This window comes from Tsukamurella pseudospumae (assembly GCF_001575195.1).
GTDB classification, from domain to species: Bacteria; Actinomycetota; Actinomycetes; order Mycobacteriales; family Mycobacteriaceae; genus Tsukamurella; species Tsukamurella pseudospumae.
Window position 1 is genome coordinate 19,461 of sequence record NZ_LSRF01000001.1, and the last position, 25,286, is coordinate 44,746.

At 70.0% G+C, this 25,286-nt stretch carries 23 protein-coding genes; 11 read left to right on the top strand and 12 right to left on the bottom strand.

Annotated elements, in window-relative coordinates; all coding sequences use genetic code 11:
* Nucleotides 1–8: 8 nt before the first annotated feature.
* From AXK60_RS00085 to AXK60_RS00095, 3 genes are all read right to left on the bottom strand, one after another.
* Nucleotides 9–1,703: an amino acid permease gene (locus AXK60_RS00085; protein ID WP_244880988.1), complete on the bottom strand. Its 1,695-nt coding sequence runs from the start codon at nt 1,701–1,703 to the stop codon at nt 9–11.
* 170 nt (nt 1,704–1,873) lie between these two features.
* Nucleotides 1,874–2,743 carry a dephospho-CoA kinase gene (gene coaE / locus AXK60_RS00090; protein WP_068568974.1) on the bottom strand — a complete coding sequence of 290 codons (870 nt, stop codon included), beginning with the start codon at nt 2,741–2,743 and terminating at the stop codon, nt 1,874–1,876.
* Nucleotides 2,744–2,753: 10 nt separating this feature from the next.
* Nucleotides 2,754–4,016 carry a hypothetical protein gene (locus AXK60_RS00095; RefSeq protein WP_068568975.1) on the bottom strand — a complete coding sequence of 421 codons (1,263 nt, stop codon included), beginning with the start codon at nt 4,014–4,016 and terminating at the stop codon, nt 2,754–2,756.
* A 93-nt stretch (nt 4,017–4,109) separates the two neighbouring features.
* On the opposite strand from AXK60_RS00095, the gene AXK60_RS00100 reads away from it, so the two are divergent.
* Nucleotides 4,110–5,525 carry a xylulokinase gene (locus AXK60_RS00100; RefSeq protein WP_068569856.1) on the top strand — a complete coding sequence of 472 codons (1,416 nt, stop codon included), beginning with the start codon at nt 4,110–4,112 and terminating at the stop codon, nt 5,523–5,525.
* A gap of 1 nt (nt 5,526) precedes the next feature.
* Here the strand turns inward: AXK60_RS00100 and AXK60_RS00105 are convergent, their stop codons facing one another.
* Nucleotides 5,527–7,011: a mannitol dehydrogenase family protein gene (locus AXK60_RS00105; RefSeq protein ID WP_068568976.1), complete on the bottom strand. Its 1,485-nt coding sequence runs from the start codon at nt 7,009–7,011 to the stop codon at nt 5,527–5,529.
* Nucleotides 7,008–8,045: an NAD(P)-dependent alcohol dehydrogenase gene (locus AXK60_RS00110; protein ID WP_068568977.1), complete on the bottom strand. Its 1,038-nt coding sequence runs from the start codon at nt 8,043–8,045 to the stop codon at nt 7,008–7,010. The genes AXK60_RS00105 and AXK60_RS00110 overlap by 4 nt, the downstream gene beginning before the upstream one ends.
* Before the next feature lie 99 nt (nt 8,046–8,144).
* On the opposite strand from AXK60_RS00110, the gene AXK60_RS00115 reads away from it, so the two are divergent.
* The 5 genes from AXK60_RS00115 to AXK60_RS00135 are packed head-to-tail and all read left to right on the top strand — an operon-like array spanning nt 8,145 to nt 13,429.
* Nucleotides 8,145–9,128 (top strand): sugar-binding transcriptional regulator, encoded by a 984-nt coding sequence (locus tag AXK60_RS00115; RefSeq protein WP_082777706.1) that lies wholly within the window; start codon nt 8,145–8,147, stop codon nt 9,126–9,128.
* 5 nt (nt 9,129–9,133) lie between these two features.
* Nucleotides 9,134–10,510 (top strand): ABC transporter substrate-binding protein, encoded by a 1,377-nt coding sequence (locus tag AXK60_RS00120; RefSeq protein ID WP_425315208.1) that lies wholly within the window; start codon nt 9,134–9,136, stop codon nt 10,508–10,510.
* Nucleotides 10,507–11,448: a carbohydrate ABC transporter permease gene (locus AXK60_RS00125; RefSeq protein WP_068568979.1), complete on the top strand. Its 942-nt coding sequence runs from the start codon at nt 10,507–10,509 to the stop codon at nt 11,446–11,448. The genes AXK60_RS00120 and AXK60_RS00125 overlap by 4 nt, the downstream gene beginning before the upstream one ends.
* A complete protein-coding gene (locus tag AXK60_RS00130) occupies nt 11,448–12,287 on the top strand; it encodes a carbohydrate ABC transporter permease (RefSeq protein ID WP_068568980.1) in 840 nt (279 codons plus the stop codon). The genes AXK60_RS00125 and AXK60_RS00130 overlap by 1 nt, the downstream gene beginning before the upstream one ends.
* Before the next feature lie 35 nt (nt 12,288–12,322).
* The gene (locus AXK60_RS00135) at nt 12,323–13,429 is read left to right on the top strand and encodes an ABC transporter ATP-binding protein (RefSeq protein WP_068568981.1); all 1,107 of its coding nucleotides are present in this window, start codon (nt 12,323–12,325) and stop codon (nt 13,427–13,429) included.
* Between the two features lie 301 nt (nt 13,430–13,730).
* Here AXK60_RS00135 and rpsA read toward each other — a convergent pair whose 3' ends face one another.
* Nucleotides 13,731–15,215, bottom strand: coding sequence for a 30S ribosomal protein S1 (gene rpsA / locus AXK60_RS00140; RefSeq protein ID WP_068568982.1), 1,485 nt, complete (start codon nt 15,213–15,215; stop codon nt 13,731–13,733).
* Between the two features lie 174 nt (nt 15,216–15,389).
* Between rpsA and AXK60_RS00145 the strand changes: the two genes are divergently transcribed.
* From AXK60_RS00145 to AXK60_RS00160, 4 genes are all read left to right on the top strand, one after another.
* Entirely contained in the window at nt 15,390–16,175 is a 786-nt protein-coding gene (locus AXK60_RS00145) for a class I SAM-dependent methyltransferase (protein ID WP_068568983.1), read from the top strand.
* Between the two features lie 135 nt (nt 16,176–16,310).
* Nucleotides 16,311–16,760: a hypothetical protein gene (locus AXK60_RS00150; protein WP_068568984.1), complete on the top strand. Its 450-nt coding sequence runs from the start codon at nt 16,311–16,313 to the stop codon at nt 16,758–16,760.
* 117 nt (nt 16,761–16,877) lie between these two features.
* A complete protein-coding gene (locus AXK60_RS00155) occupies nt 16,878–17,231 on the top strand; it encodes a hemophore-related protein (protein WP_068568985.1) in 354 nt (117 codons plus the stop codon).
* 31 nt (nt 17,232–17,262) lie between these two features.
* On the top strand, nt 17,263–17,658 hold the full coding sequence (locus tag AXK60_RS00160) for a hemophore-related protein (RefSeq protein ID WP_068568986.1): 396 nt from the start codon (nt 17,263–17,265) through the stop codon (nt 17,656–17,658).
* Between the two features lie 84 nt (nt 17,659–17,742).
* Here AXK60_RS00160 and AXK60_RS00165 read toward each other — a convergent pair whose 3' ends face one another.
* The 5 genes from AXK60_RS00165 to AXK60_RS00185 all read right to left on the bottom strand — a co-directional run bounded on the left by AXK60_RS00165 (nt 17,743) and on the right by AXK60_RS00185 (nt 21,689).
* Nucleotides 17,743–18,090, bottom strand: a complete 348-nt coding sequence (locus AXK60_RS00165) for a helix-turn-helix domain-containing protein (protein WP_068568987.1) — start codon at nt 18,088–18,090, stop codon at nt 17,743–17,745.
* Nucleotides 18,091–18,169: 79 nt separating this feature from the next.
* Nucleotides 18,170–18,781, bottom strand: a complete 612-nt coding sequence (locus AXK60_RS26725) for an HAD family hydrolase (protein ID WP_175399901.1) — start codon at nt 18,779–18,781, stop codon at nt 18,170–18,172.
* 11 nt (nt 18,782–18,792) lie between these two features.
* Nucleotides 18,793–19,134 (bottom strand): hypothetical protein, encoded by a 342-nt coding sequence (locus AXK60_RS26730; protein WP_175399902.1) that lies wholly within the window; start codon nt 19,132–19,134, stop codon nt 18,793–18,795.
* Nucleotides 19,135–19,239: 105 nt separating this feature from the next.
* Nucleotides 19,240–20,517 carry a reverse transcriptase family protein gene (locus tag AXK60_RS00180; RefSeq protein WP_068568990.1) on the bottom strand — a complete coding sequence of 426 codons (1,278 nt, stop codon included), beginning with the start codon at nt 20,515–20,517 and terminating at the stop codon, nt 19,240–19,242.
* Nucleotides 20,518–20,744: 227 nt separating this feature from the next.
* Complete coding sequence (locus AXK60_RS00185; protein WP_068568991.1) at nt 20,745–21,689, bottom strand: GlxA family transcriptional regulator; 945 nt, start codon at nt 21,687–21,689, stop codon at nt 20,745–20,747.
* Nucleotides 21,690–21,825: 136 nt separating this feature from the next.
* Here AXK60_RS00185 and AXK60_RS00190 point away from each other — a divergent pair, with 136 nt between their 5' ends.
* The gene (locus AXK60_RS00190; RefSeq protein WP_068568992.1) at nt 21,826–22,461 is read left to right on the top strand and encodes an isochorismatase family protein; all 636 of its coding nucleotides are present in this window, start codon (nt 21,826–21,828) and stop codon (nt 22,459–22,461) included.
* A 49-nt stretch (nt 22,462–22,510) separates the two neighbouring features.
* Here the strand turns inward: AXK60_RS00190 and polA are convergent, their stop codons facing one another.
* Nucleotides 22,511–25,285 carry a DNA polymerase I gene (polA, locus tag AXK60_RS00195; protein WP_197466867.1) on the bottom strand — a complete coding sequence of 925 codons (2,775 nt, stop codon included), beginning with the start codon at nt 25,283–25,285 and terminating at the stop codon, nt 22,511–22,513.
* Nucleotide 25,286: the final 1 nt, after the last annotated feature.

The window sequence follows — 25,286 nt, forward strand, 5'->3', positions numbered from 1 at the left end:
TTTCCGGACTAGGAGAGGTCGCGGAAGGCCAGAGCGAATCCGACGATCGCCATCACGGCGGCCACGGCGTAGCCGATGATCGACCACCATCCGAGGTGGTAGTACGCGGTGACCGCGACCACGGCCATGCCGGCGAAGACGAGCACCATGCCGTACAGCGGCGGTCGGGAGGCGTCGCGGTACCGGTCGTAGAAGCGCCGCAGCCACGAGGGCTTCCCGCTGCCCGCATCGAGCGGCACGTTGGCGACGACCGGGAACTCACCGGTGTAGCCCTCACGGGCGCGAGCCTCCTCGTTCACCCTGCCCCGAACGAGGTACCAGCCGCCGATGAGCATCGGGACGATGACGACCAGGCTGGCGACCGTCCACGTGCCGATCGGCCGGTCGAAGCCCATGAGTACGAGGACCGCGAACAGGAAGGCGAGCGTGATGTACGCCGACCACGGCGCCAGGGGCATCCGGAACGCCGGCCTGGTCATCCGCCCGGCATCGGCCTCGCTCTTGAGCTTCATCTGGCAGAGCACGATGGTCGCCCAGGAGGAGAGGATGCCCAGTGCCGAGACGTTGAGGACGATCTCGAAGGCCTGTCCGGGGTTGAAGGCGTTGAGCACCACACCGAACAGGCAGATCACCGCGGTCAGCAGGATGCCACCGTAGGGCACGCCGTGCTTGGACATCACGCCCGTGAACTTCGGTCCGCTGCCGTTCATCGCCATCGACCGCAGGATCCGGCCGGTCGAGTACAGGCCCGCGTTGAGGCTCGAGAAGGCCGCCGTCAGGACCACGACGTTCATGAGGTCGCCCGCCCCGTCGAAACCGAGCTTCGAGAAGAACGTGACGAACGGGCTCTCCTTGCTGGAGTACTCCGTGTAGGGCAGCAACAGCGCCAGGAGCACGATCGACCCGACGTAGAAGATCGCGATGCGGGCGATCACCGAGTTGATCGCGCGCGGCATGACCTTCTCGGGGTTCTCGGTCTCCCCCGCCGCGGTACCCACGAGTTCCACTGCGGCGTAGGCGAAGACCACGCCCGAGGTCACGACCACCAGGGGCAGCACGCCGGTCGGGAACCAGCCGCCGTGATGCGAGACCATGCCGAGTCCGGTGCTCGCGCCCTGGATCTCGTAGCGGCCGGCGAGGAAGACGGTGCCCACCACGAGGAAGGCGACCAGCGCGACGACTTTGATCAGCGCCGCCCAGAACTCCATCTCGCCGAACAGCTTGACGGACACCAGGTTCACCGACAGGACGATGACCAGAGCGATCAGCGCCAGCAGCCACTGCGGGATCGGGTCGAAGGCCTTCCAGAAGTGGAAGTAGGTGGCGATCGCGGTCGTGTCGACGATCGCGGTCATGGCCCAGTTCAGGAAGTACATCCATCCGGCGACGAATGCCGCCTTCTCCCCGTAGAACTCGCGGGCGTAGGAGACGAAGGAGCCCGACGAGGGGCGGTGCAACACCAGCTCCCCCATGGCGCGGAGGATGAGGAAGACGAAGACGCCGCACACCGCGTACACGAGGAACAGGCCGGGCCCGGCGTCGTGCAGGCGGCCGCCGGCGCCGAGGAACAGGCCGGTGCCGATGGCGCCACCGATCGCGATCATCTGCAGCTGGCGGGGTTTGATGCCCTTGTTGTAGCCCTCGTCCTCGCGGGCGAGCCCCGCCTGCGGCGGAGGTACCGCATCGGATCGCGTCTCGGACATGCCCACCTCGTCTCGTCGGAAAACGTGCGCTCCGCACGGAAATGCGAAGCATTCCTCAGTGTGTACCCGATCGAGGGAAGCCGCGCGGCGTTCGCACAGGACACGCGGAGACAGGATCCGAAGACCCGGCGGAGTCGGACATTTCGCGCGTCGTGGCCGCGCTCGACGACCTACGCCCCGACGCGCACCGTCACCGCGCGGCCCGGGTCCGAGCCACGGAACAGCCCCTCCCCGACGGGGGCGAACCCCGCGTCCGCGAGACGCTCGGTGACCGCCTCCACCCCGACCACGTCGGAGAGCTCCACCGTGGCGGCGGCACCGTCGGCGGTGACGGAGGCCGCGTCCGCGCCGAGGGTGACCCACAGCCGCCCGACGAGCCGCTCGTCGTAGGCCGGGTCGTCGAGCCGGGGGGCTCCGTCGGCCGGACGGTGCGCGGCGACGTTCTCGGCGAAGGGCGCGATCCGATCCCTCCAGAGGGTGCGGACCGCCTCACGGGTCGCGTCCTCGGTGCCGGTGTTCTCGAGCCAGACGTCGGCGACGGCGCGGCGCTGCTCGTCGGTGGCCTGCGCGGCGATGCGGGCGCGGGCGTCCTCCTCGGCCATGCCGCGGGACCCGACGAGCCGGCGCACGCGCTCCTCCTCGTCGACCCACACGATGATCACGAGGTGGAACATCGGCGCCACCTTGTTCTCCACGAGGAGCGGAATGTCCTGCACGATCACGGCGTCCGGGCCGGCGGCCTCGATCAACTCCACGGACCGCGCGCCCACGAGCGGGTGCGTGATCGCGTTGAGCTTCGCGCGGGACTCGTCGTCGGAGAAGGCGATCGCCGCGAGGGCCGGACGGTTGAGGCTGCCGTCCGCCGCGAGGATCCCGTCCCCGAACGCCTCCGCCAGCGCAGCGAGCCCCGGCGTGCCCGGCTCGACGATCTCGCGGGCGATCTTGTCGCCGTCCACGATCACGGCGCCGAGGGCGGCGAGTTCCTTCGCCACCGTCGACTTGCCCGCGCCGATGCCACCCGTGAGTCCGATCCGCAACATGCCTCTTAGACTAGTGAGTGGTGCCGACCCCGGTGACTCCCGACACCTCGTCGGGGGTGTGCTCGAGCGTGCCGCGCCGCAGCTCCTTGCCCGAGGGGATGTCGATCGCGACGATCGCCTTGGTGGTGGGTTCCGTGACGAACGCGGTGGACCCCAGCGTGAACACGGCGGGCCGCGGCTCCTGCCAGTTCGCGTCCTCGGTCCACGGCGCGGTGGTCTTCACCTCCCGCACGACCGCCCCGGTCTCCGGGTCGAGGATGCGGAGCACCCCGTCGGTGCCGAGCACGAGCGCCTCACCGAACTGGCCGCGGGCGAGCGAGCGGAAGCTGTAGGAGGCCGGCAGGTCGACGAGCTTCACCGCGCCGGTCCGGGTGTCGATCAGACTGACCCGCGTCGGACGCTCCGGCTTGGCTGCCTTGTCCACCTTGTAGTCGCCCAGGACCACGGCGTGCGCCTCGGTGGCGGCGACGTTCCCCGTCCGCGCGTAGCCCGGGGTCGGCGCCGCAGTCTTGATGATCTCGTTGCCGCGCACGACGAGTACGCCGTCCTCGCAGCCGAAGATCACGGCGCCGCCCTCGGCCGCGCCCTCACCGTGCACGCCCGCGCACTGCTCGTTGCGCGCGATCTCCTTGCGGCCGGCGTCCAGGATCGCGACGCCGGTGCGGGCCTTCTCGTCGCCCAAGGTGATGAGCATCGAGCCGTCGGCGCGTTCGACCGCGACGCCGTGGTGCGGGGTCGGGGCGGTGTAGGTCGCGCGGGGTGCGTTCGGGTCGCCGACCCTGTCCGACGGAATCGAGGTGACGGTGCCGGTCCCGTCGGAGAAGAGCACGGTCCGGCCGTCGTGCCGGACCACGTGGCCCGGCTCGGGAGCCTCGATCCGGATGTCCGTCCGACGGGGCGCGGCGGTGTAGAAGTGCTGATGGTCGCCGTGCGGGACGGACCATGCACCGAGGTCGAGGAGCCGGAATCCCGTGCCCTCGGAGAGGAACGCGTGCCGGCCGTCGCCGGCGGGGTTGACCCGCAGGTAGCCCTCGCCGGGGATGTCGGCGACCTTCTGCAACGTCGTGGCGTCGACGATCTGGACGCCGCCCTCGTAGGTGATCGCGAGCCGCGGGGCGGCTCGGCGTTGTTCGGTCGCGCCGCCGGGCGCGTCGGCGTCCGGTCCTGCGGCGGTGCTGGAAGACGGTGCCGGATCCGACTGGGAGGAAACACATCCGGCGGCCAGCAGCGCGGCGGTGAGGAGCGGAACGGCGAGCTTCAGATGCTTGGACATGACGACATGTGTAACGGGTACTGAAAATCATTGTCAAAGATCGTCATGGCGATACGTGCATGCACCGCGGGCCCGTCTGCGATGATCGCGACCATGTCGCTCGTCGCCGGTATCGATTCGTCCACCCAGTCCTGCAAGGTCGTGGTGTGCGACGCGGACTCGGGTGAGGTCGTGCGGTCCGGCTCCGCCCCGCACCCGCCGGGCACCGAGGTCGCGCCCGCGGCGTGGTCGGATGCACTGGCGGCAGCGACGTTGGCGGCGGGCGGCCTGGCGGACGTGGCGGCGGCCTCCGTCGGCGCGCAACAGCACGGCATGGTCTGCCTCGACCGCAGCGGTGCCGTCGTACGGGACGCCCTACTGTGGAACGACACCCGGTCCGCGGCGGCCGCCGATCAGCTGGTCGCCGAGTTCGGCGGCCCGCAGCAGTGGGCGAACGCCGTGGGAGTGGTCCCGGTGGCGGCGTTCACGGCCGCGAAGTTGCGCTGGCTGGCCGACGCCGAGCCCGCGCACGCGGATGCGACCGCGGCGGTCTGCCTGCCCCACGACTGGCTCACCCTGCAGCTGACCGGCGGCGGTCCCGACACCCTCGTCACCGATCGCTCCGACGCGTCCGGCACCGGCTACTTCAGCGCCGCCACCGGCGAGTACCGCACGGACATCCTCGAACTCGCGTTGCGCGGGCGTCGCCCCGCTCTCCCCCGCGTCCTCGGACCGGCGGAGTCGGTGCCGGTCACCACCGTCGAAGGTCCGCTGCGCCCCGGGACGGTCCTCGGCGCGGGCGCGGGCGACAACGCCGGCGCCGCACTGGGTCTCGACGCACAGCCCGGCGACTGCATCGTCTCGCTGGGAACGTCGGGCGTGGTGAGCGCCGTGACCGCCACGGCGCCCCGCGACCCGTCGGGCGTCGTCGCCGGATTCGCCGACGCCACAGGACATCAGCTGCCGCTGGTCTGCACCCTCAACGGCGCGCCGGTGCTCGCGGCGACGGCTCGCATGCTGGGCTCCGACCTCGACGAATTCGCGCGGCTCGCGCTCGCCGCGCCGCCGGGCGCCGAGGGACTGGTCCTCGTGCCCTTCTTCGCCGGCGAGCGCTCACCGAACCTGCCGAACGCCACGGGATCCCTGCAGGGCGTCACCGGGTCGAATCTCACCCGGGAGAACATCGCCCGCGCCGCGGTCGAGGGCCTGCTGTGCTCGCTGCGGTTCTGCCTGGATGCGATCACCGATCAGGGCACCGCCGTCGAGCGGATCCTCGTCGTCGGCGGCGGCGGGCGCTCCGCCGCGGTCCGCGAGATCGCGCCGGCCGTGTTCGGGCGCACCGTCGACTTCCCCGCGGACGGTGAGTACGTGGCCCGGGGCGCCGCGCGGCAGGCGGCGTGGGCGCTGCGACCCGACGGTGCCGCCCCCGCCTGGCCGCATCCGACCGCCGAGACCTTCACGGCCACGGCGACACCCGAGGTGTACGCCCGGTACCGCGAGGCCGCCGGCCTGGTCCTCGACCGGCCCTGAGCTACTGGGCCAGCAGCTCCCGCAGCGTCGCACGCGCCCCACTCTCCCGCAACGAGGACAGCGCGGCGAGATAGGGCTCGGTGAACCCCGACCGGTCGGCGAGATCACCGAACAGGTCCGGCTCCGCTACGAACGCGAGCGGCTCGGTCCGCGAGAGCGCGGCGCGCTCGGCGAGGGCGTCCGCGTCCCGGTCGGCCGGCACGATCGGGGCGCCGGCGTCGTCGACTCCCTCGCACCCACGGGTCCAAGCGGCGACGACCGCTGCCGCCAGCGGCGCGACTGCCCCGTCGTTCAGACGCGACACGATCACGGGCACCAGCCATTTCGGGATGCGGTCCGAGGCGTCCTGGCACAGCCGCGCGACGGTGTCGGCGATCGCGGGATTGGAGAACCTGTCCAGCAGGGTCTCGATGTAGTCGTCGAGGTCGATGCCGGGGACGGGTTGCAGTGTGGGCCTACCCTCGTCCTGCATGTACCGGCGCAGCAGGTCGCGGATGTCGGGGTCGGCGGCCGCGTCGTGGACGTACTCGTAGCCCAGCAGCCGCGCGAAGTGGCCCAGCGCCTGGTGGCCCGCATTGAGCAGGCGCAGCTTCATCAGCTCGTACGGCGCGACATCGTCGACCACTTGGACGCCGGCGTCCTCGAAGCGCGGGCGGCCATGACCGAAGGCGTCTTCGAGAACCCACTGCGTGTAGGGCTCAGCGACGACCGGCCACCGGTCGTCGACGCCCGCCCGGGCGGCGACCTCGCCGCGCAGCGATACCGGGGTGGCCGGGGTGATCCTGTCCACCATCGAGTTCGGGAACCGGACGTGCGCCTCGATCCAGTCCGCGAGCGCGGTGTCGGCGAGCCGCGCGAACGCGCCGAACGTGCGGTGCGCGACATGACCGTTGCCCTCGATGTTGTCGCAGGACATGACCGTGAACGCGGGGACGCCCCGGTCCTGGCGACGGCGCAGGGCCTCGGTCACGTAGCCGAAGACGGTGCGCGGTACCGCACCCGGCTCGAGATCGTGCATCACGTCGGGGTTCTCGGCGTCGAAATCCCCGGTGGTGGCAGAGAAGTTGTAACCGCCCTCGGTGATGGTGAGCGATACGATGCGCGTCTCGGGCGAGGCCAGGCGTTCGATCACCGCCTCGGGATCGTCGGGGGCGTAGAGGTAGTCGACGATCGACCCGACGACGGAGGTCTCCACGGCACCGTCGGGATGCTTGAGGGTGAGCGTGTAGAGCCCGCCCTGGGGGACGAGGGCATCGCGCATCGCGGCGTCTGCGGGCCGGAGGCCTACGCCGCAGATGCCCCATCCCGCCGCACCGGCGCCGATCCCGAGGATCCGGTCCATGTAGACGGCCTGATGAGCCCGATGGAAGCCGCCGACGCCGAAGTGGACGATCCCGCTGCGCACGGCCGACCGGTCGTAGGCGGGTACGGCGGCGCCGGTGATCGACGGCAGCGCTTCCGGGTTCAGCTCGATCGGTGCGGTCATGCCTGCTCCTCGGTGGTTTCGATGTCGGTACAGCCCGGGTACACGACGGCCTTGATGCCGCCCGGATCGCGGTCGGCGTTCAACGCCGCCTCCGCCTGCTCGAGCGGGAACCGGCCGGTGACCATCCCGTCGAGGTCGACGCGGTCCTCGGCGGCGAGCGCGATGGCCGTGGGCCAGGTGTTGGCGTACCGGAAGACGCCGGTGAGCACCAGCTCGCGGGCCTGGATCAGCGAGACGGGTAGTTCCAGGTCGTCGGCGCCCATCCCCACGAGCACGACCCGTCCGCCGGGCCGGACGGCGCGGATGCCCGACCTGATCGCGGGCGGGGCGCCCGACGCGTCGACGAAAGCGTCGAAGCCTTCCCCGACGGCTTCGACGTCGAGGCCGGGATCGACGGCACGGGTGGCACCGAAGCGCTCCGCGGCGCGGCGGCGCGTGGGATCGGGGTCGGTCACGACGATCCCGGTGACCCCGGAAGCCCGCGCGACCTGCGCGCACAGTAGGCCGATCGGCCCTGCGCCGGCGATGAGGACACTGCCGCCGAGGCCGACCGCCGCCTTGCGCAGCGCGGCGATCCCCACGGACAACGGCTCGAACAGGACCGCCGCCTCGTCGGACACCGCATCCGGAATCGCATGCGCGAAGGCGGATCCGATGGTCACGTACTCGGCCAGGGCACCGTCGACCGGCGGCGTGGCGTAGAACCGCATGGCCGGGCAGAGGTTGTACTCGCCGCGGAGGGTCTCCGGGCTGTACGGATCCGGCCGCTGTGGCTCGATGGACACCCGCTCGCCGATCCGCTCCACGGGAACGCCGTCACCCACCGCCACGATCCGGCCCGACGCCTCGTGCCCGAGGACGAGCGGAGCGGTCACCTCGAACGCGCCGATCCGGCCGTGGCGCAGGTAGTGGGTGTCGGAGCCGCAGACGCCGACCGCCGCCACCTCGATCAGCACGTCGCCGGGATCGGGTTCGGGAACGGTCCTGGTCTCGAGGGCCATCCGGCCCCCGGGGTGCAGCACGCTCACCCGCATTTCACTCGAAACTGTTGCCTGGGTCACACCGCCGATGTTAACGTAGTGAGCAAGATCACCGCTAGTGAGCATTTGCTCACCACATCGACGGAGCATCGCGTGACATCACCGCAGCGCACCCCCGGGGAGTCCGGCCACGACCCGCGCCTCTTGGTCCGAGCGGCCACCATGTACCACCTCGAGGGCCTCACCCAGGCGCAGATCGCCGAACGCCTCGGGGTCTCCCGCCCGACCGCCGGGCGTCTCGTGGCCCGGGCTCGCGCGCAGGGGCTCGTCACCGTCACCGTCGCCGCGCCCCCGCACCTGGCCGGCTCGATCCATCCGGACCTCGAGCGCGATCTGGAGGCCGCGTTCCGCCTCTCCGAGGCGCTCGTCATCGCCGAGGACGCCGACGGAACCCCTTCGGGTGATGCCGCTCTCGGGCGGGCGGGCGCTTCCGTCCTCGCTCGGCGGCTCCAGGCCGGCGACACCTTCGGCTTCACCTGGGGCCCGGAGCAGGTGGCGGTGGCCGACGCGCTGGGCGGCGGGGCGGCGTGCGCCCGCGTCGTGCAGATGGACGGGTCGATGACCTCCGTCGAGTATCACACCGGCGTCGATCACGCGCTGGCCCGCTTCTCGGAACGGCTGGGCGCGCGTCCCGTCCGGCTGGTGGCGCCGCTGTTCGCGGACCCCGCCACCGTGCGGGCCCTGGAACGCGATTCGATCGTCTCCCAGGCCCTGGCGGCCGCGCGCACCGCCGAGGTGATGCTCTTCGGCGTCGGCTCCGTCTCCACCTCGACCACGCTCTTCGAGGGCGCCTACATCGACACCGAGGTGCTGGGCGAGCTCCGCGACCTCGGTGCCGTCGGCGAGATCGGTGGCCGGTTCTACGGGATCGACGGTGCCCCCGTCCGCTCCACCCTCGTCGACCGCACCGTCTCCGTCCCCCTGGAGGACATCCGGCGGTGCCCCACGGGGATTCTCACCTCCGGCGGTCAGCACCGCCGGGAATCGATCCTGGGCGCCCTGCGCGGCGGTTTCGCGACCTCCCTGGTCACGGACCGACCGACCGCGCAGTGGCTACTCACCGAACAGAAGGGATGACCGTGATCAGCAGATCCGTACGGCGCCGCGCCGCGGCCGCTGGCGGTCTCGCCGCCGTGACGGCGCTCCTCGCCGGCTGCTCCGGCGCGGGGGTGTTCACCGACGGCGGCTCCTCCGCAGTGACCGTCGCCATGGTGTCGAACTCGCAGATGACGGACGCGGTGGGCCTGGCCCCCGAGTTCGAGAAGGCGAACCCGGGGGTGCGTCTCAAGTTCGTCACGCTCTCGGAGAACGAGGCGCGGGCCAAGATCACCGCATCGGTCTCCACGGGCGGCGGCGAGTTCGACGTGGTGATGATCAGCAACTACGAGACCCGAATGTGGGCCCAGAACGGATGGCTCACCGACCTGTCCGCGTTCATGGACCGCGATCCGTCGTACGACCCCGGTGACTTCATCCCCACTCTGCGCGAGGCCCTTTCGTACCAGGGCCGGATGTACTCCGTCCCGTTCTACGGCGAGTCCTCGTTCCTCATGTACAACAAGCAGATGTTCGCCAGCGCGGGCATCACGCTGCCCGCGGAGCCCACCTGGCCCGAGGTCGCGGACGCGGCGCGCAAGCTGCACTCGCGCGACGTGGCGGGGATCTGCCTGCGCGGCAAGCCCGGCTGGGGCGAAGTGCTCGCACCCCTGAACACGGTGATCAACGCGTTCGGCGGCCGCTGGTTCGACGAGCAGTGGAACCCGCAGTTCAACACGCCCGAGGTGCGCGACGCCGTGAAGTTCTACGTCGATACGGTGCGCGACTACGGTGAGGCCGGCGCGGCGTCCACGGGCTTCCAGGAGTGCGGAAACCTGTTGGCGCAGGGCCAGGCCGCGATGTGGTACGACTCCACCGCCGCCGTCTCCTCGCTCGAGAGCCCCGACACCTCGAAGATCGCGGGCCAGGTCGGCTACCTCCCCGCGCCGAAGATGGCGAAGTCCGGCAACGGGTGGCTCTACACCTGGTCGCTCGGCATCCCCGCCAAGAGCAAGCGCGCCTCGGACGCCTGGAAGTTCGTGTCCTGGATGACGAGCAAACAGTACATCTCCGGCGTCGCCGACAAGCTGGGGCCGAGTCGGGTTCCGCCCGGCAGCCGGCTCTCGTCCTACGAGTTGCCCGCCTACAAGGAACTGTCCGCGACCTTCGCGAAGCAGACGCTCGACTCGATGCTCGCGGCGGACCAGTCGCGGCCCACCCTGAAGCCGGTGCCCTACACCGGCATCCAGTTCCTGGCGATCCCCGAATTCCAGGACCTCGGCACCCGGGTCAGCCAGCAGATCAGCGCCGCGATCGCGGGGCAGATCTCCGTCGACGACGCGCTGGCCCAGTCCCAGAAGTACGCCGAGGTGGTCGGGAAGAGCTACCGCGACGGCAAGGACACGACGGGAGAGGCGCGATGACCACGACCACCGCTCCGACGAAGGCGCCGCCCACGCTCAGCTCCAAGCGCGACCGGATCAGCCGCGCCGAGGCGTGGCGCCGCCGCGGGCCGCTGCTGCCCGCGCTGATCTTCATGGTGATCGTCACCCAGATCCCGTTCCTGGTGACGCTCTACTACTCGACCCAGTCCTGGAACCTCGTTCGACCAGGCTCCCGGAAGTTCAATTGGCTGGGCAACTACGTCGAGGTCTTCCGCGACACCCAGTTCTGGACCGTCACCCTCAACACGGTGCTGCTCATCGTGGGCACCGTCGTGCTCTCGGTGATCCTCGGCCTCGTCCTGGCCCTGCTGCTGGACCGGAAGTTCCTGGGACGCGGCGTGGTCCGCACGCTTCTCATCACGCCCTTCCTGGTGACCCCGGTCGCTGCGGCGTTGCTCTGGAAGACGAGCCTGCTCTCCCCCACCAACGGCCTGCTCGCCTGGGCGCTCGGTCCGCTCGGCATCCACGTCGACTTCCTGTCCGAGTACCCGCTCGCGTCGGTCGTCGCCGAACTCGTCTGGCAGTGGACGCCGTTCATGATGTTGCTGATCCTCGCGGGCCTGCAGTCCATGCCGCGCGACGTGCAGGAGGCCGCCCGCGTCGACGGGGCCACCAGCTTCCGACTGTTCCGCGAGCTGACCCTGCCGCACCTGCGGCGGTTCATCGAACTCGGCGCTGTGCTCGGCGCGATCTACCTGGTCAACACCTTCGACGCGGTGTACATGATGACCTCGGGCGGACCGGGCGTCGCCAGCTCCAACCTGCCCTTCTACATCTACCAGCGAGCGTTCCTCGGCTTCGACATCGGTCAGGCCGCGGCCATGGGCGTCGTCACCGTGGTCGGCACGATCGTCGTCTCGACCCTCGCGATCCGCCTGATCTTCAAGAGCTTCGGCGCCGGAGAGGAAGCAGCCTGATGTCCACCACCATCGTTACCCGCAAGCGGCGGGACCCCAAGGGCGGTGCCCTGACAGCGCTCACCTGGATCATCGCCATCGGCTTCTTCTTCCCCGTGCTGTGGATGGTGCTGACGGCGTTCAAGCAGGAGGGCGACGCCGCCACTCGCCCGCCGACCGTGTTCTTCGTACCGACCCTGGACCAGTTCAAGGCGGTGTTCGACTCGGGTATCGGTGTCCCGCTGTTGAACTCGGTGTTCGCGACGGTGATCTCGACCACGTTGGTCCTGGTCCTCGGCGTGCCTGCGGCGTTCGCCCTGTCGCTGCGACCGGTCCGCAAGACGCAGGACGCGCTGTTCTTCTTCATTAGCACCAAGATGCTGCCCATCGTCGCCGCGATCATCCCGCTGTACGTCATCGTCGGGCGGATCGGGATGCTCGACAACATCTGGACGCTGGTGATCCTCTACACCGCGATGAACCTGCCGATCGCCGTGTGGATGATGCGCTCCTTCTTCCTCGAGGTGCCGACCGAGCTGCTCGAGGCCGCGGGCATGGACGGCGCCGGACTGTGGACCTCCGTCCGCGAGGTGATTCTCCCGATCATCTCTCCGGGCATCGCGGCCACCGCGCTGATCTGTGTGATCTTCTCGTGGAACGAATTCTTCTTCGCGGTGAACCTCACCGCGGTCAACGCCCAGACCATGCCGGTGGCGCTCACCGGCTTCATGTCCGGCCAGGGCCTGTTCTGGGCCAAGCTCTCCGCCGCGTCCGTGCTCGCCGCCCTCCCCGTGGTGATCTGCGGCTGGATCGCGCAGAACAAGCTCGTCCGCGGTCTGTCCTTCGGCGCCATCAAGTAGCGCCCCACGCCCTCGTCATCCCCAGGAGGAACACCATGGCTTCCATCACCTACGACCAGGCCTGCTGCGTCTACCCCGGCGCCGACAGCCTCGCCGTCGACTCCCTCGACCTCGACATCGCGGACGGCGAGTTCGTGGTCCTCGTCGGGCCGTCCGGCTCCGGCAAGTCCACCGCGCTGCGAATGCTGGCCGGCCTCGAGGAGATCGACTCCGGCGCGATCTCCATCGGCGGCCGCAGCATGGTGGGCGTGGCCCCCAAGGACCGCGACATCGCGATGGTCTTCCAGAACTACGCTCTCTACCCGAACAAGACCGTCGGCGAGAACATGGGCTTCGCGCTGAAGATGCGCGGCGTGCCGCTCGACGAGCGCAAGCGCAAGGTCGCGGACGCGGCGAAGCTGCTCGACCTCACGGACTACCTCGACCGCAAGCCGGCCCGCCTCTCCGGCGGCCAGCGACAGCGCGTCGCCATGGGTCGCGCCATCGTGCGCGAGCCGCAGGTGTTCTGCATGGACGAGCCGCTGTCGAACCTCGACGCCAAGCTCCGCGTCCAGACCCGCACCCAGATCGCCGCCTTGCAACGCCGGCTGGGCACCACCACGGTGTACGTCACGCACGACCAGGTCGAGGCCATGACGATGGGCGACCGGGTCGCGGTGCTCAAGTTCGGTGTGCTGCAGCAGTTCGCAACACCCGCCGAGCTCTACGACCGACCCAAGAACGCCTTCGTGGCGGGTTTCATCGGGTCCCCGGCGATGAACCTGTTCGTCGCGCCGGTGCGCGACGGTGCGGTCTCCGTCGCGGGCGGCACCGTCGACCTCGACGCCGAGGCGCGGGCCGCACTCCGCGCCTCCGGGCTGGACCGCGTCACCGTCGGGATCCGTCCCGAGAGCCTGGGTCTCGCCGGCGCGGACGGGGGCGTGGCGGGTTCCGTCGCGATCCTCGAGGACCTCGGCAGCGACACCTTCGTCTACGCGCGTGTGGAGGACCCCGACGTCACCGGCGTCGACGGTGCCCCCGTCACCCTGGTGGCCCGGTGCCCGCGCCGGACGGCCGCCCGCATCGGCGACGGTGTGCGACTGGCTCAAGTCGAATCGGCCGTGCACCTGTTCCACCCGGAGACCGGCGTGCGCCTCAACTGAACACGAGTTCTCAGGCACGCAGCTGTACGGCGCTGGGAAGAACGGGCTCGAGAGGGCGTCCGCACTCCGAATACATCGCGGTGCCGGGCATTTCGGGTGCGGGAACCCATCCGCACCCGAAGTGCGCCTGCGCACCCGGCATGCCGGGTGCGACCGCGCGAAACGGGTGCGGGAGGGCATCCGCACCCGTTTTGCCCGCTGATACACCCAGCCGCCCCACTGCTCCCGTCACCCCGAAAACGGGGAACGCCCCACATCCTGTGAAGGATGCGGGGCGTTCCCATCGTTGCGGTGAAGCGGATCAGGCGTTGCCCGACAGCTTCTCGCGGAGAGCAGCGAGCTGCGCATCGCTGGCCAGCGAACCGCCGGTGCTCTGCGGGGCCTCGTTGCCACCACGGTCGTTCGAGGACGACTCGCTCGAGTAGTTCGCGCCACCCGCGGCCGGACCACCGGCAGCGGCCTCGGCGGCCTCGTCGGCCGCGAACTTCTCCATCTGCGCGGTGTGCATCTTGTGGCGACGCTCCGCCTCGGCGTAGCGACCCTCCCACTCCTCGCGCTGCTTCTCGAAGCCCTCGAGCCACTCGTTGGTCTCGGGATCGAAGCCCTCGGGGAAGATGTACTCGCCGTTCTCGTCGTAGCTGTCGGCCATGCCGTACTTCGACGGGTCGAACTCCTCGGTGTAGTCCTCGTTGGCCTGCTTGAGGCTCAGCGAGATACGACGACGCTCGAGGTCGATGTCGATGACGCGCACCATGGCGTCGTCGCCGACCGAGACGACCTGGTCCGGGACCTCGACGTGGCGCTCGGCCAGCTCCGAGATGTGGACGAGGCCCTCGATGCCCTCCTCGACGCGGACGAACGCGCCGAACGGGACGAGCTTGGTGACCTTGCCGGGCACGATCTGGCCGATGGCGTGGGTCCGGGCGAACTGACGCCACGGATCCTCCTGGGTCGCCTTGAGCGACAGCGAGACGCGCTCGCGGTCCAGGTCGACGTCGAGGACCTCGACGGTGACCTCGTCGCCCACGGTGACCACCTCGGACGGGTGATCGATGTGCTTCCAGGACAGCTCCGAGACGTGCACGAGGCCGTCGACGCCGCCCAGGTCCACGAAGGCACCGAAGTTGACGATCGAGGACACGACGCCCTTGCGGACCTGGCCCTTCTGCAGCTGGTGCAGGAACTCGCTGCGGACCTCGGACTGGGTCTGCTCGAGCCACGCACGGCGCGACAGGACCACGTTGTTGCGGTTCTTGTCGAGCTCGATGATCTTCGCCTCGATCTCCTTGCCGATGTACGGCTGGAGGTCGCGCACACGACGCATCTCGACCAGCGAGGCCGGGAGGAAGCCGCGGAGGCCGATGTCCAGGATGAGACCACCCTTGACCACCTCGATGACGGTGCCCTTGACGGCCTCGTCCTTCTCCTTGAGCTCCTCGATCGTGCCCCAGGCGCGCTCGTACTGCGCACGCTTCTTGGACAGGATCAGGCGGCCCTCCTTGTCCTCCTTGGTGAGGACGAGAGCCTCGACGGCATCGCCGACGTTGACGACCTCGGACGGGTCGACGTCGTGCTTGATGCTCAGCTCGCGGGAGGGGATGACACCCTCGGTCTTGTAACCGATGTCGAGCAGGACCTCGTCACGGTCGACCTTGACGATGGTGCCCTCGACGATGTCGCCATCGTTGAAGTACTTGATCGTGGCGTCGATCGCTGCGAGGAAATCCTCCGCGGTGCCGATGTCGTTGACGGCGACCTGCGGGGACGTAACGGTGGTGGTGGGCATTGGGTAAGTTGCTCCGGACAGGGTGCTAGTAGTGTGGTCGAGATCGCGCACGCATGGGCACACGCGAGGTCAAGGCTACTCCACCGCGTGCAACCTGGGCAAACCGCCCTCCCCGCGCCCTCTCACCGCCCGCCATCGAGAGGCTTCCCCGTGACCCACCGCCCCAAACCCGACATGCGTCGGGACAGCGCCGGCTCGGAGGCCGCCAACCGGTCCTGGTGGGACGCCGACGCGGATGCCTATCACGCCGAGCACGCCGCCTTCCTGGGCGTCGACAGCGCCGACGGCGACTTCGTCTGGTGCCCCGAGGGGCTGCGCGAGGCCGAGGCCGGGCTGCTCGGCACCGTCGGACCCGGGACCGTGGCGGTGGAGATCGGCTGCGGCAGCGCCCCCTGCTCCCGGTGGCTCGCCGCGCAGGGCGCCGCGGTGGTAGGCATCGACATCTCGGCCGGCATGCTGCGCCGCGGACTCCCCCACGTGCGGGGCGGCAATCCGCTCCTGGTCCAGGCCGGAGCCGAGAGGCTGCCCGTCGCCGACGGTGCCGCCGACGTCGTCTGCTCGGCCTTCGGCGGCATCCCCTTCGTCGCCGACTCGGCGCAGGTCATGGCCGAGGCCTACCGCGTGCTGCGCCCGGGCGGGCGCTTCGTGTTCTCCGTGAACCACCCGATGCGCTGGACGTTCCTCGACGATCCCGGCCCCGAGGGCCTCGTCGCGACCCTGTCCTACTTCGATCGGTCCCCGTACGTCGAGACGGACGACGACGGGGCCCCCACGTACGTCGAGCACCACCGGACCATGGGCGACCGTATCCGCGAGATCGTGGGCGCGGGCCTGCGCGTGGTCGACGTCCTCGAGCCCGAGTGGCCCGAGGGATTCACCCAGGAGTGGGGCCAGTGGAGTCCGTTGCGCGGCGCGATCTTCCCCGGCACGGCGATCTTCTGCTGCGAAAAGCCCGGATAGCCGGGTCCCTGTCGCGATGTCCGGTCTCCAGCTGATTCACAGCTGATCGTGGCCCCGCGTTCATGGAAATCGGGTCCACTCGGGTGCGGGCGGTCCGAATCGCGATCGCACAGCTGCACGAGGAGAACCATTTCTATGAACCGATTCACCCGCACCCGGCTGGCGGCCGCGACCGCGGCCGTCGCTGCCCTGTCCGGCGCGGCGCTGCTCGCCCCCGCCGCCGCGAACGCCGCGCCCGTCTCCCCGACGGCGCCCGTTCCCGGCACCCAGTGCAACGTCGGCCAGGTCGAGCGCGCCACCGCGAAGGTGGCGCCGGAGTTCTGGCAGCACATCAGCACCAACGCGAAGGCGAAGGACCGGTTCGAGCAGATGCTCGTCAAGACCCAGGCGCAACGCACGGCGGATCGCGCAGCCGCCAAGAAGGCCCGCGAGGCGCGCAAGGCCGAATGGCAGAAGGCACATCCCGGACAGACCCCGCCCGCGCACCCGCACGGCAAGGACCACGACAAGGGCAAGCCGAAGCTGACGAAGGCCCAGGTCGAGCAGAAGATCGCGACGATCAAGGCGACCTGCACCACGAGCTAGTACACGGGTATCGATCGGACGGCACCGGGTTGTTCTTGCCCGGCGCCGTCCTTTCGCCGTTCATGCCGAACCGGTAGTCTCGCTGAGCAGTCGTCACCGCCCCGAACAGGAGAAGTCATGAATCGGATCCGCTTCGCCGCCGCGGTCGCCGCCCTCGCGGGCGCTCTCGCCCTCGTCCCCGCCGTCGCCTCGGCCGCGCCGAACGACAAGGTCCCCGGCACCAAGTGCACCGTCGCGCAGGTCGAGCGCGCGACCCAGGTGATCGCGCCCGAGGCCATCGCCGTCATGGACGCCACGCCCGGCGGCCGCGACCAGGCCACGGAGCTGCTCACCGCCAAGCCCGAGGACCGTCAGGCGATCATCGACCGACTGACGAAGAACAACCCGGCGGCCGCTTCGTACTACAAGGCGAACCGCGCCGACATCGACGCGAAGATCGCCAAGGTCATCGCCACCTGCGATCAGTACTGACCCACACACCATTCGCCACGAAAGGCCCTGCATGACCTACCGTCGTACCGCTGCCACCGCCGCCCTTCTCGGCGCGATCGCCCTGGCCGGCGCACCTCTCGCGACCGCCGCGCCCACCCCGGCGCCGAAGCCCGGAGACCCGAACCTGTCGCGCTCCATCCCGGGCACCTCGTGCACCGTCGGACAGCTGAAGGTGGCCCTCGACAAGCAGTCGCCCGGCCTCAGCGCGAAGCTCGAGCAGGCGGCCGGTGGCCCGAAGCAGTTCGCCGACATCGCCACGTCCGACCCGGCGACCCGCCAGTTCAAGCTGGCCAGCGCCGCATTCGTCGGTTCGGCGGCCGGTTTCGGCATCTTCTCGGAGCAGCAGAACATCCAGAACGCGCTCTCGAGCGCCTACAAGTCCTGCTCGGCTCCGGCCAAGAAGTAGCGACGAACGCAGACGGCGCCGGTCCCCGAGGGGAACGGCGCCGTCTGCGTGTTCATCGGCCCCCGGCCACGTGAAGGATGGGGTTCAGGAGGCGTTCTCGATCGCCGCGAGCAGCGCAGTCTCGACCGCTGACACCGCGTCGGCGTTCGCCTGCTCCGCGGAACGGGGCAGCACGCGGACGCCGAGGTCGGGCAGCAGCCAGCCCGGCGGCACGTCCAGGGCCGCCGCGAGCCGGTAGACAGTGGACATGTGCGGATCCGAGAACCGCTCGTTGGAGCTGACGTTCCGCTCGATGTTGGAGATCTGGTTGCGATGCAGCCCCGCGAGCTCTCCGAGCTTCTCCTGAGACAGTCCGCGCGCCCTGCGAAGCGTGCTCAGCCGACGGCCGAGCGAGTCACCATAGGTGTCCCACTCGATGTCCGGCCCGCTCACCCGATCCACCGTGGTGGACGCACAAGGCGTTGTCTGCCCTACCTGTTGTGCATCAGGTCAGTTCGTGCATACACGCAGGTCAAGAGGCGCCACGAAGTTCGGGCAGCAGCGCGATCACCTCACCCAGGTGCTCGACGGTGCGCCACGCTCCCGCTTGGGTGAGGGCTGCACCGTCGAACTCCCCGGTGGTGACGCCGATGAACACGCACCCCGCGCCGCGGGCCGCCGCGGCGTCCTCGACGTGATCGCCGAGGTACCCGCGGACATTCGGGTACCGGCGCAGCGCGTCGCCTTTGGCTGCACCGAAGTGCCCGCCCACCACCTCGTCGACCTCCAGCCCGGAGTCGGCGACGGCGCGCTCGGCGGCGGCGTGCTGCTTGGCGGACACCACGATCGAGCGCCCGTCGGCTGCCCGGATCGCGGCCAGCAGCTCGCGCGCACCGGACAGGACCGGCACCGGCGTCGTGGCGTCGGTGTCGTAGTGGTGCCGGTAGCGACGCAGGAACAACTCCGCGTCGACCCCGGGGACCACCTCGCGCGCGACGTCGTCGATCGGCACGCCCATGTGGGGCAGCAGCGCTGCGTCATCCACGGTGTGCCCGAGATCCGTGAACGCGCGCTGCGCGGCCGTCAGAATCCGCTGCCGGGAGTCGATCAGCGTGAGGTCCAGGTCGAAACCGATGGTGAACACGCCCTCTGACGCTACCTGCGCCACGTGTTCAGGGTGACGGCGCTGTTGATCACCAGCATCACGCCCAACACACCCCACAGGATCCGGGTATCCAGTGAGGGACCACCGTCGCGCAAGGCCATCGAACTGAGCACCCAACCGTTCAGCACCGCCTGAACGAACGTACCGACAGCAGCGCGCACAGCGAATCCGGAGATCTGCCTGAGGCGCCACGCGACGATCACGGCGCCCGCCCCCAGAACGCAGGCGGCCACACCGACGCCGAGAACAAGCGACGGCAAGCGCATCGGCGAGAGCGCTCCCGCCAGCAGCACCGCGGCCACCGGAACCTGCGCGTACCAGGCGACGCGCATCGGGTCCGGCCTCGGGAGCCGCGGTACCCGTACGCCGAGGAAGGTGATCGCTCCGCTGTTCATGTCGGACAATCTCGCACAGGGCACTGACGATTTCCGCGCCGCTCACCACCGCACGGCCGCAGCCATGGCGAGAAGACGTTCGCGGCGCCGCTCGCTCCCCTGCCCGACCCACGCGATGCGGCCGTACACGTAGGCCCGGAAGTCCGCGCGCCCCTCACGATTCTGACTCTCGGCGCCGAACCGCGCGGCATTGTGCAGTAGTGCGCGAAGGTCGTCGTACTCGTCGCGCGACACCTGCGCGCGGGTGTTGACCACCACCCCCGCGAGCTCCTGCCGCGTCCCGGCCCGCATCACCCGCGTCTTCGCCGGATTCACCGAGAACCCCTCGGCCACCACGATCTTCGGCACGATCCCGGCGATCAGCATCGGATCCGGGGCGCCCGAGAAGGCGAGATCGTCGCCGTACCGCGTGTACATGGCGCCGTGCGCGCGGGCCAGTCCGGTCAGGCGCGCGTCCAACCGATGCAGAACCAGATTCATCAATGCGGGCGAGGTCGGTGCCCCCTGCGGCAGGTGCCGCGCACGCAGGACCGCCGCCTGCCACGGGTCCAGATCACGGAGCTCGTCCCCCGGTGTCGCCGTCGTACAGACGTCAGCGAGTACGCGAGCGACCGGGGCCGGGTACCCGAGCCGGCGGAAGACGGCCCGTACGCGGGGCGCCGTCACCGTAGAGAAGCAGTCCCGCAGGTCCAGGCGGACCACCGACCGAGCGCCGACGTGCGGCGTCGCGTACGCCAGGACGGACCCGCCGGGCCGGAAGCCCCGCGCCGCCGGATGCGCGCCCGCCGGGTCCAGGACGTGGCGCAGGATCCGGCGCTGCGCCTCGGCCAGCCGGGGCTTCGGCGCCTCGATCACGCGGACTCCCCCGGCGGGCTTGTCCATCCGACGGACTCGGTAGTGACGCAACGGCGCGGCCGAGTGGCGCAGCCACTGTCCGTGGTCGGCGAACCATTCCAGTTCCGGCGCAGTGAGATCCAGCATCCTGGCGACGGCGGCGGAATCGGGCAGGGCGCGCCCGGGAACGTCCAGCACGCCCGGCGCGTCGAGCAGGTCGACGGTGCGGAAGCCGTCGAGCGCTGCGCGGAGCGCGCCCAGGTCCGCACGGACGGGACGGTCGTCGACGATCCGGAGCGGGGCGTCGGGGTGTGCGGCGATCAGGAACCGAGCGACGGGGCCGGCGAGATCGGTGGACACGAGGTCGCCGATCGCAGCGGCGACGAACTCCCCGGTCCACTGCGACGCCGTGAACCACTCCAGACGCGCCGCGATCGCGTACAGCGTTCCGCGCGGCAGGCGCCGGGAGACCTCGACGGCCGTCATGACGGGGATGCGAACGCCGCTCGGGTGACCTGAAACACTCGCCCGGAGCGCCGCCCGGTGCGCGGAGCGCACGGACCGGCGTGGGACGCGGGGTGTAACTGTGCAGAGCCCCCAGCGGTTGCCGCTGGGACGGATCGCAAGGATCCCACCTCACCCGAGCGACGTCGCATGAATCCAGACTGCCACATCCGGTCGTCGCGATGCGTAGCTCCGGACGTTCGTAGGCTTCAGGTCGCCTCGGTGAACCGGTGACGGTAGGACGTCGGCGTGGTCGAGTAGCGCCGAACGAAGTTCTGCCGAAAGGTCACCGTGCTGGCGAAGCCGCTGGACCGGGCGATCCGGTCGATACTCCAGGCAGTGTTCTCGAGCAGGCGCCGGGACTCGTCCAGGCGGCGGCTGAGGACCCACTTGGCGGGGCTCACGCCCACGGTCTCCTGGAACCTGCGCGCGAAGTTCCGCGGGCTCATGTTCACCCGCGCCGCGAGGTCGTCGACCGTGAGCTGGGCATCGAGGTTCGCCAGCGCCCAGGTCGTCGCGATCCCGATGGGCCCCTCGCCCGTAGCGGGTACCGGGCGGTCGATGTACTGCGCCTGGTCGCCGTCGCGGTGAGGCGCGATCACCAGATATCGGGCCAGTGCAGTCGCCGCCGTCGATCCGAGCCTCGTCCGCACCACGTGCAGGCAGGCGTCCAGCGCCGAGGCGGTGCCGGCCGAGGTGAGGACGTCGCCGTGATCCACGTAGAGGCCCTCTGCCCGCACGGTGACCGCCGGGTACCGCTGCGCGAGCTGGGTCTCCGAGGCCCAGTGGGTGGTCGCGGTGCGGCCGTCGAGGACGCCCGAGGCGACGACCGGGAATGCGCCGAGGCAGAGTCCTGCGATCATCGCTCCGCGGGCGTGCGCGGCGCGGATCTCCTCGACGAGGTCCGCGCCGGGCTCGGGGAGATCGTTTGGCCAGGAGGGGAAGACGAGGAGGTCGGCTGCGCGTGCCGCCGCCCGGTCCGCGGTGGCGATGGTGACGCCGTCGAGCCCGCGGACGGGGCCTCCTCCGGTGCTCCAGATGCCGGTGTTCCAATCGGAGGCGAGCCCGAGGCGGCCGACTTCTCCGAAGGAGATCAAGGGCGTGGAGAGGTGGAACATCGAAATGCCGTCGAAGGCGTGAATTGCGATCTGCACAGCGGTTGTCCTGAATCCATCGAAGATGAGTAATTCTGCCACTCACGCTACCCCGAGGCGCGGCGCGAATATGAATCTCGAGCAGAGCAGCACCACCCGCTCACGCATCCGATCCCTATGCACAGGAGCAGATCCCATGACCACACCCCGCCGCGCCCTCATCGTCGTCGACGTCCAGAACGAGTACTTCGACGCGGACCGCCCGCTGGCCGTGGCCTACCCACCCCGCGACGAATCGCTCAAGCGGGTCCTCGCCGCGATGGACGCCGCGCAGGAGTCCGGTGTTCCGATCGTGACCGTCGCGCACGTCTGGCCCGAGGAAGCGCCCGTTTTCGCCGAGGGCTCCGAGGGTGCACGCCTGCACCCGGACGTCGCCGCGCGCAGCGAGGCGGTCGCGACGCACGTCGTGAAGCAGCGCTCGAGTGTGCTCACCTCGGAGGGCCTGCCTGAGTGGCTGCGCGAGAACGCCATCGACACGCTGACACTCGTCGGCTACATGACCAACAACTGCGTGCTCGCCAGCGCGGCCGCGGCCGAACCCGAGGGCCTCGCCGTCGAGGTGCTTTCGGACGCCACCGGTGCGATCCACCTGTCGAACGCCGCCGGCAGCGTCTCCGCACAGCAGGTCCACGAGACCCTCATGGTGCTGCTCCACTCGAACTGGGCGGCGGTCGCGGGCACCGACACGTGGATCGACGCTGTCGCCGACGGTCGTCCGCTGGAGAAGAGCGACCTCGGTTCCTCCGCCGTACAGGGCCGCGCGGAGCACTGATCGCCGGGCGCCGTCACGGGCGGCGCCGGCCTCCCGCGAGGCGCCGCGCCTAGTGCGCCGCCTCGTCCCAGGTACGGCCGTAGCCCACGGACACCTCCAGCGGCACGGACATCTCCGCGGCGCTGCCCATCGTGTCGCGGACCAGCGCCTCGAGCTGCTCACTCTCGCCCGCAGCCACTTCGAGCACGAGCTCGTCGTGGACCTGCAGCAGCATCCTGGACTTGAGGCCCGCATCGGCGATCGAGGCCTGCAGCCGGATCATGGCGACCTTGATGATGTCGGCAGCGCTGCCCTGGATCGGCGCGTTGAGCGCCATCCGCTCGGCCGCCTCGCGCCGCATGCGGTTGGTCGAGGTCAGGTCCGGCAGATACCGGCGACGGCCGTAGATGGTCTCGGTGAACTCGTTGCGCCCCGCCTCGACGACCACGTCCTGCAGGTAGTCGCGCACGCCCCCGAAGCGGGAGAAGTACGCCTCCATCTGATCCTTGGCCTCGTCGCGCGAGATCTTCAGCTGCGCGGCGAGCCCGAACGCGGAGAGACCGTAGGCGAGACCGTAGGACATCGCCTTGACCCGGCGCCGCATATCGGGCGTGACCTCGTCGATCGGGACGCCGAACGCCCGCGAACCGACGAAGTTGTGCAGGTCCTCACCGGTGTTGAACGCCTCGATGAGCCCCTCGTCGCGCGAGAGGTGCGCCATGATGCGCATCTCGATCTGGCTGTAGTCGGCCGTCATGAGGCGCTCGTAGCCCTCGCCGGCGACGAAGGCGTGCCGGATCTGCCGGCCCGCCTCGGTACGCACGGGGATGTTCTGCAGGTTCGGGTCCGTCGACGACAGCCGGCCGGTGGCCGCCACCGTCTGGTTGAACGTGGAGTGGATCCGTCCGTCGGAGGCGACCGTCTTGAGCAACCCCTCGACGGTGACCTTGAGCCGGGTGGCGTCGCGGTGCTCGAGCAGGTACTGCAGGAACGGGTGCGGCTCCTTCTCGTACAGCGCCTCGAGCGCCGCCGCGTCGGTGGTGTACCCGGTCTTCGTCTTCTTCGTCTTCGGCAGGCCCAGCTTCTCGAACAGGATCACCTGCAGCTGCTTCGGGGAGCCGAGGTTGATCTGCTCCCCGATCTCCTCGAACGCAGCCGCCTCGGCGGCGCGGATCCGCTCGCTGAACTCGCCGTGCAGCGATTCGAGGTGGTCGGTGTCGACCGCGATGCCCGTGGACTCCATGACGTCGAGCACCCGGAGCAGCGGCAGCTCCATCTCCGCGAGCAGCGGCCGCGACTCGATATTCTCGAGCTCGGCGTCCAACGCCTCCGCGAGGTCCACGACGGCACGGGCCCGCAGGATCGCCTGCTGCGCCTTCTCCCCCGCGGAATCGTCGGGATCGTCCAGCAGGGACAGCTGCGCATCGTCGCCGGCGGCCTCGACCCGCAGCTCCCGGTGCAGGTAGCGCACTGAGAGGTCGTCGAGGTTGAAGCTGCGCTGACCGGGCCGGACCAGGTACGCGGCGATCGCGGTGTCCGAGGTGAGGCCGCCCAGCGACCACCCGCGGCTGGAGAGCGCATGCATCGCCCACTTCGCCTCGTGCACGGCCTTGGGCTGCCCGTCGTCGGCGAGCCACGCCCCGAGCGCGGCCTCGTCGTGCGGGGTCAGCGAGGCGAGCTCGATGTACCCGCCCTCGTCGTCGGGAGCCGCGATCACGACGGCCTCCGCGTCACCGTCGACCACGACCTCCGGGCCGATCACGCCGAGGCCGGACCGCGCGCCCGAGGCGCCGTGCTCGGCCAGCCACTCGGCGACGGTGCCGGGCGCGACGATGCCGCCCGAGATCTCGAAGCCCTCCTCCGCCTCGGGTTCCGACGACGACAACTCGGTGAAGATCCGTTCACGCAGCACCCGGAACTCGAGATCGTCGAACAGCTGGTGGATCGCCTCGCGGTTCCACGGCTGCAGCGCCAGGTCCTGCGGCTCGTAGGGCAGCGTCATGTCTCGGACCATCTCGGTGATCTGTCTATTGAGCTGCACGGTCGCGAGGTTCTCGCGCAGCGAGTCGCCCACCTTGCCCTTGACCTTGTCGACGTTGGTGACCAGGCCCTCGAGACTCTCGTACTCGCGGATCCACTTGGCGGCCGTCTTCTCGCCGACGCCGGGGATGCCGGGCAGGTTGTCCGACGGGTCGCCGCGCAGGGCCGCGTAGTCCGGGTACTGCGCCGGTGTCAGGCCGTACTTGGCCTCCACCTCCTCCGGCGTGAAGCGGGTGAGGTCGGAGACGCCCTTACGCGGGTAGAGCACCGTCACGTCGTCGTTGACCAACTGCAGCGCGTCCCGGTCACCCGTGACGATGAGCACCTTGAAGCCCTGTTCCTGGGCCCGGGTGGTCATCGTGGCGATGATGTCGTCCGCCTCGTACCCCTCCTGCGCCATGGTGGGGATGCCCATCGCGGCGAGCACGTCCTTGACCACGTCGACCTGGCCGCGGAAATCGTCCGGCGCGGAGCTGCGCTGCGCCTTGTACTCGGGATACATCTCCGCGCGGAAGGTCTGCCGCGAGACGTCGAACGCCGTGGCCACGTACCCCGGCGCCTCCTCCTTGAGCAGCTTGATCAGCATGGAGGTGAAGCCGTACACCGCGTTGGTGGGCTGGCCGGACTTGGTGCGGAAGCGGCCACCGTCGAGCGGGAGCGCGAAGAAGGCGCGGAAGGCCATCGAATGCCCGTCGATCAACAGCATCGTGGGCTTCTCGCCGCCCCCGCCCGCACCACCTCCCGACGAGCCGTCGGCCGATCCGGAGGTGGGCGCGACGGTGGTCGAGGAGTTCGCAGAAGTCACA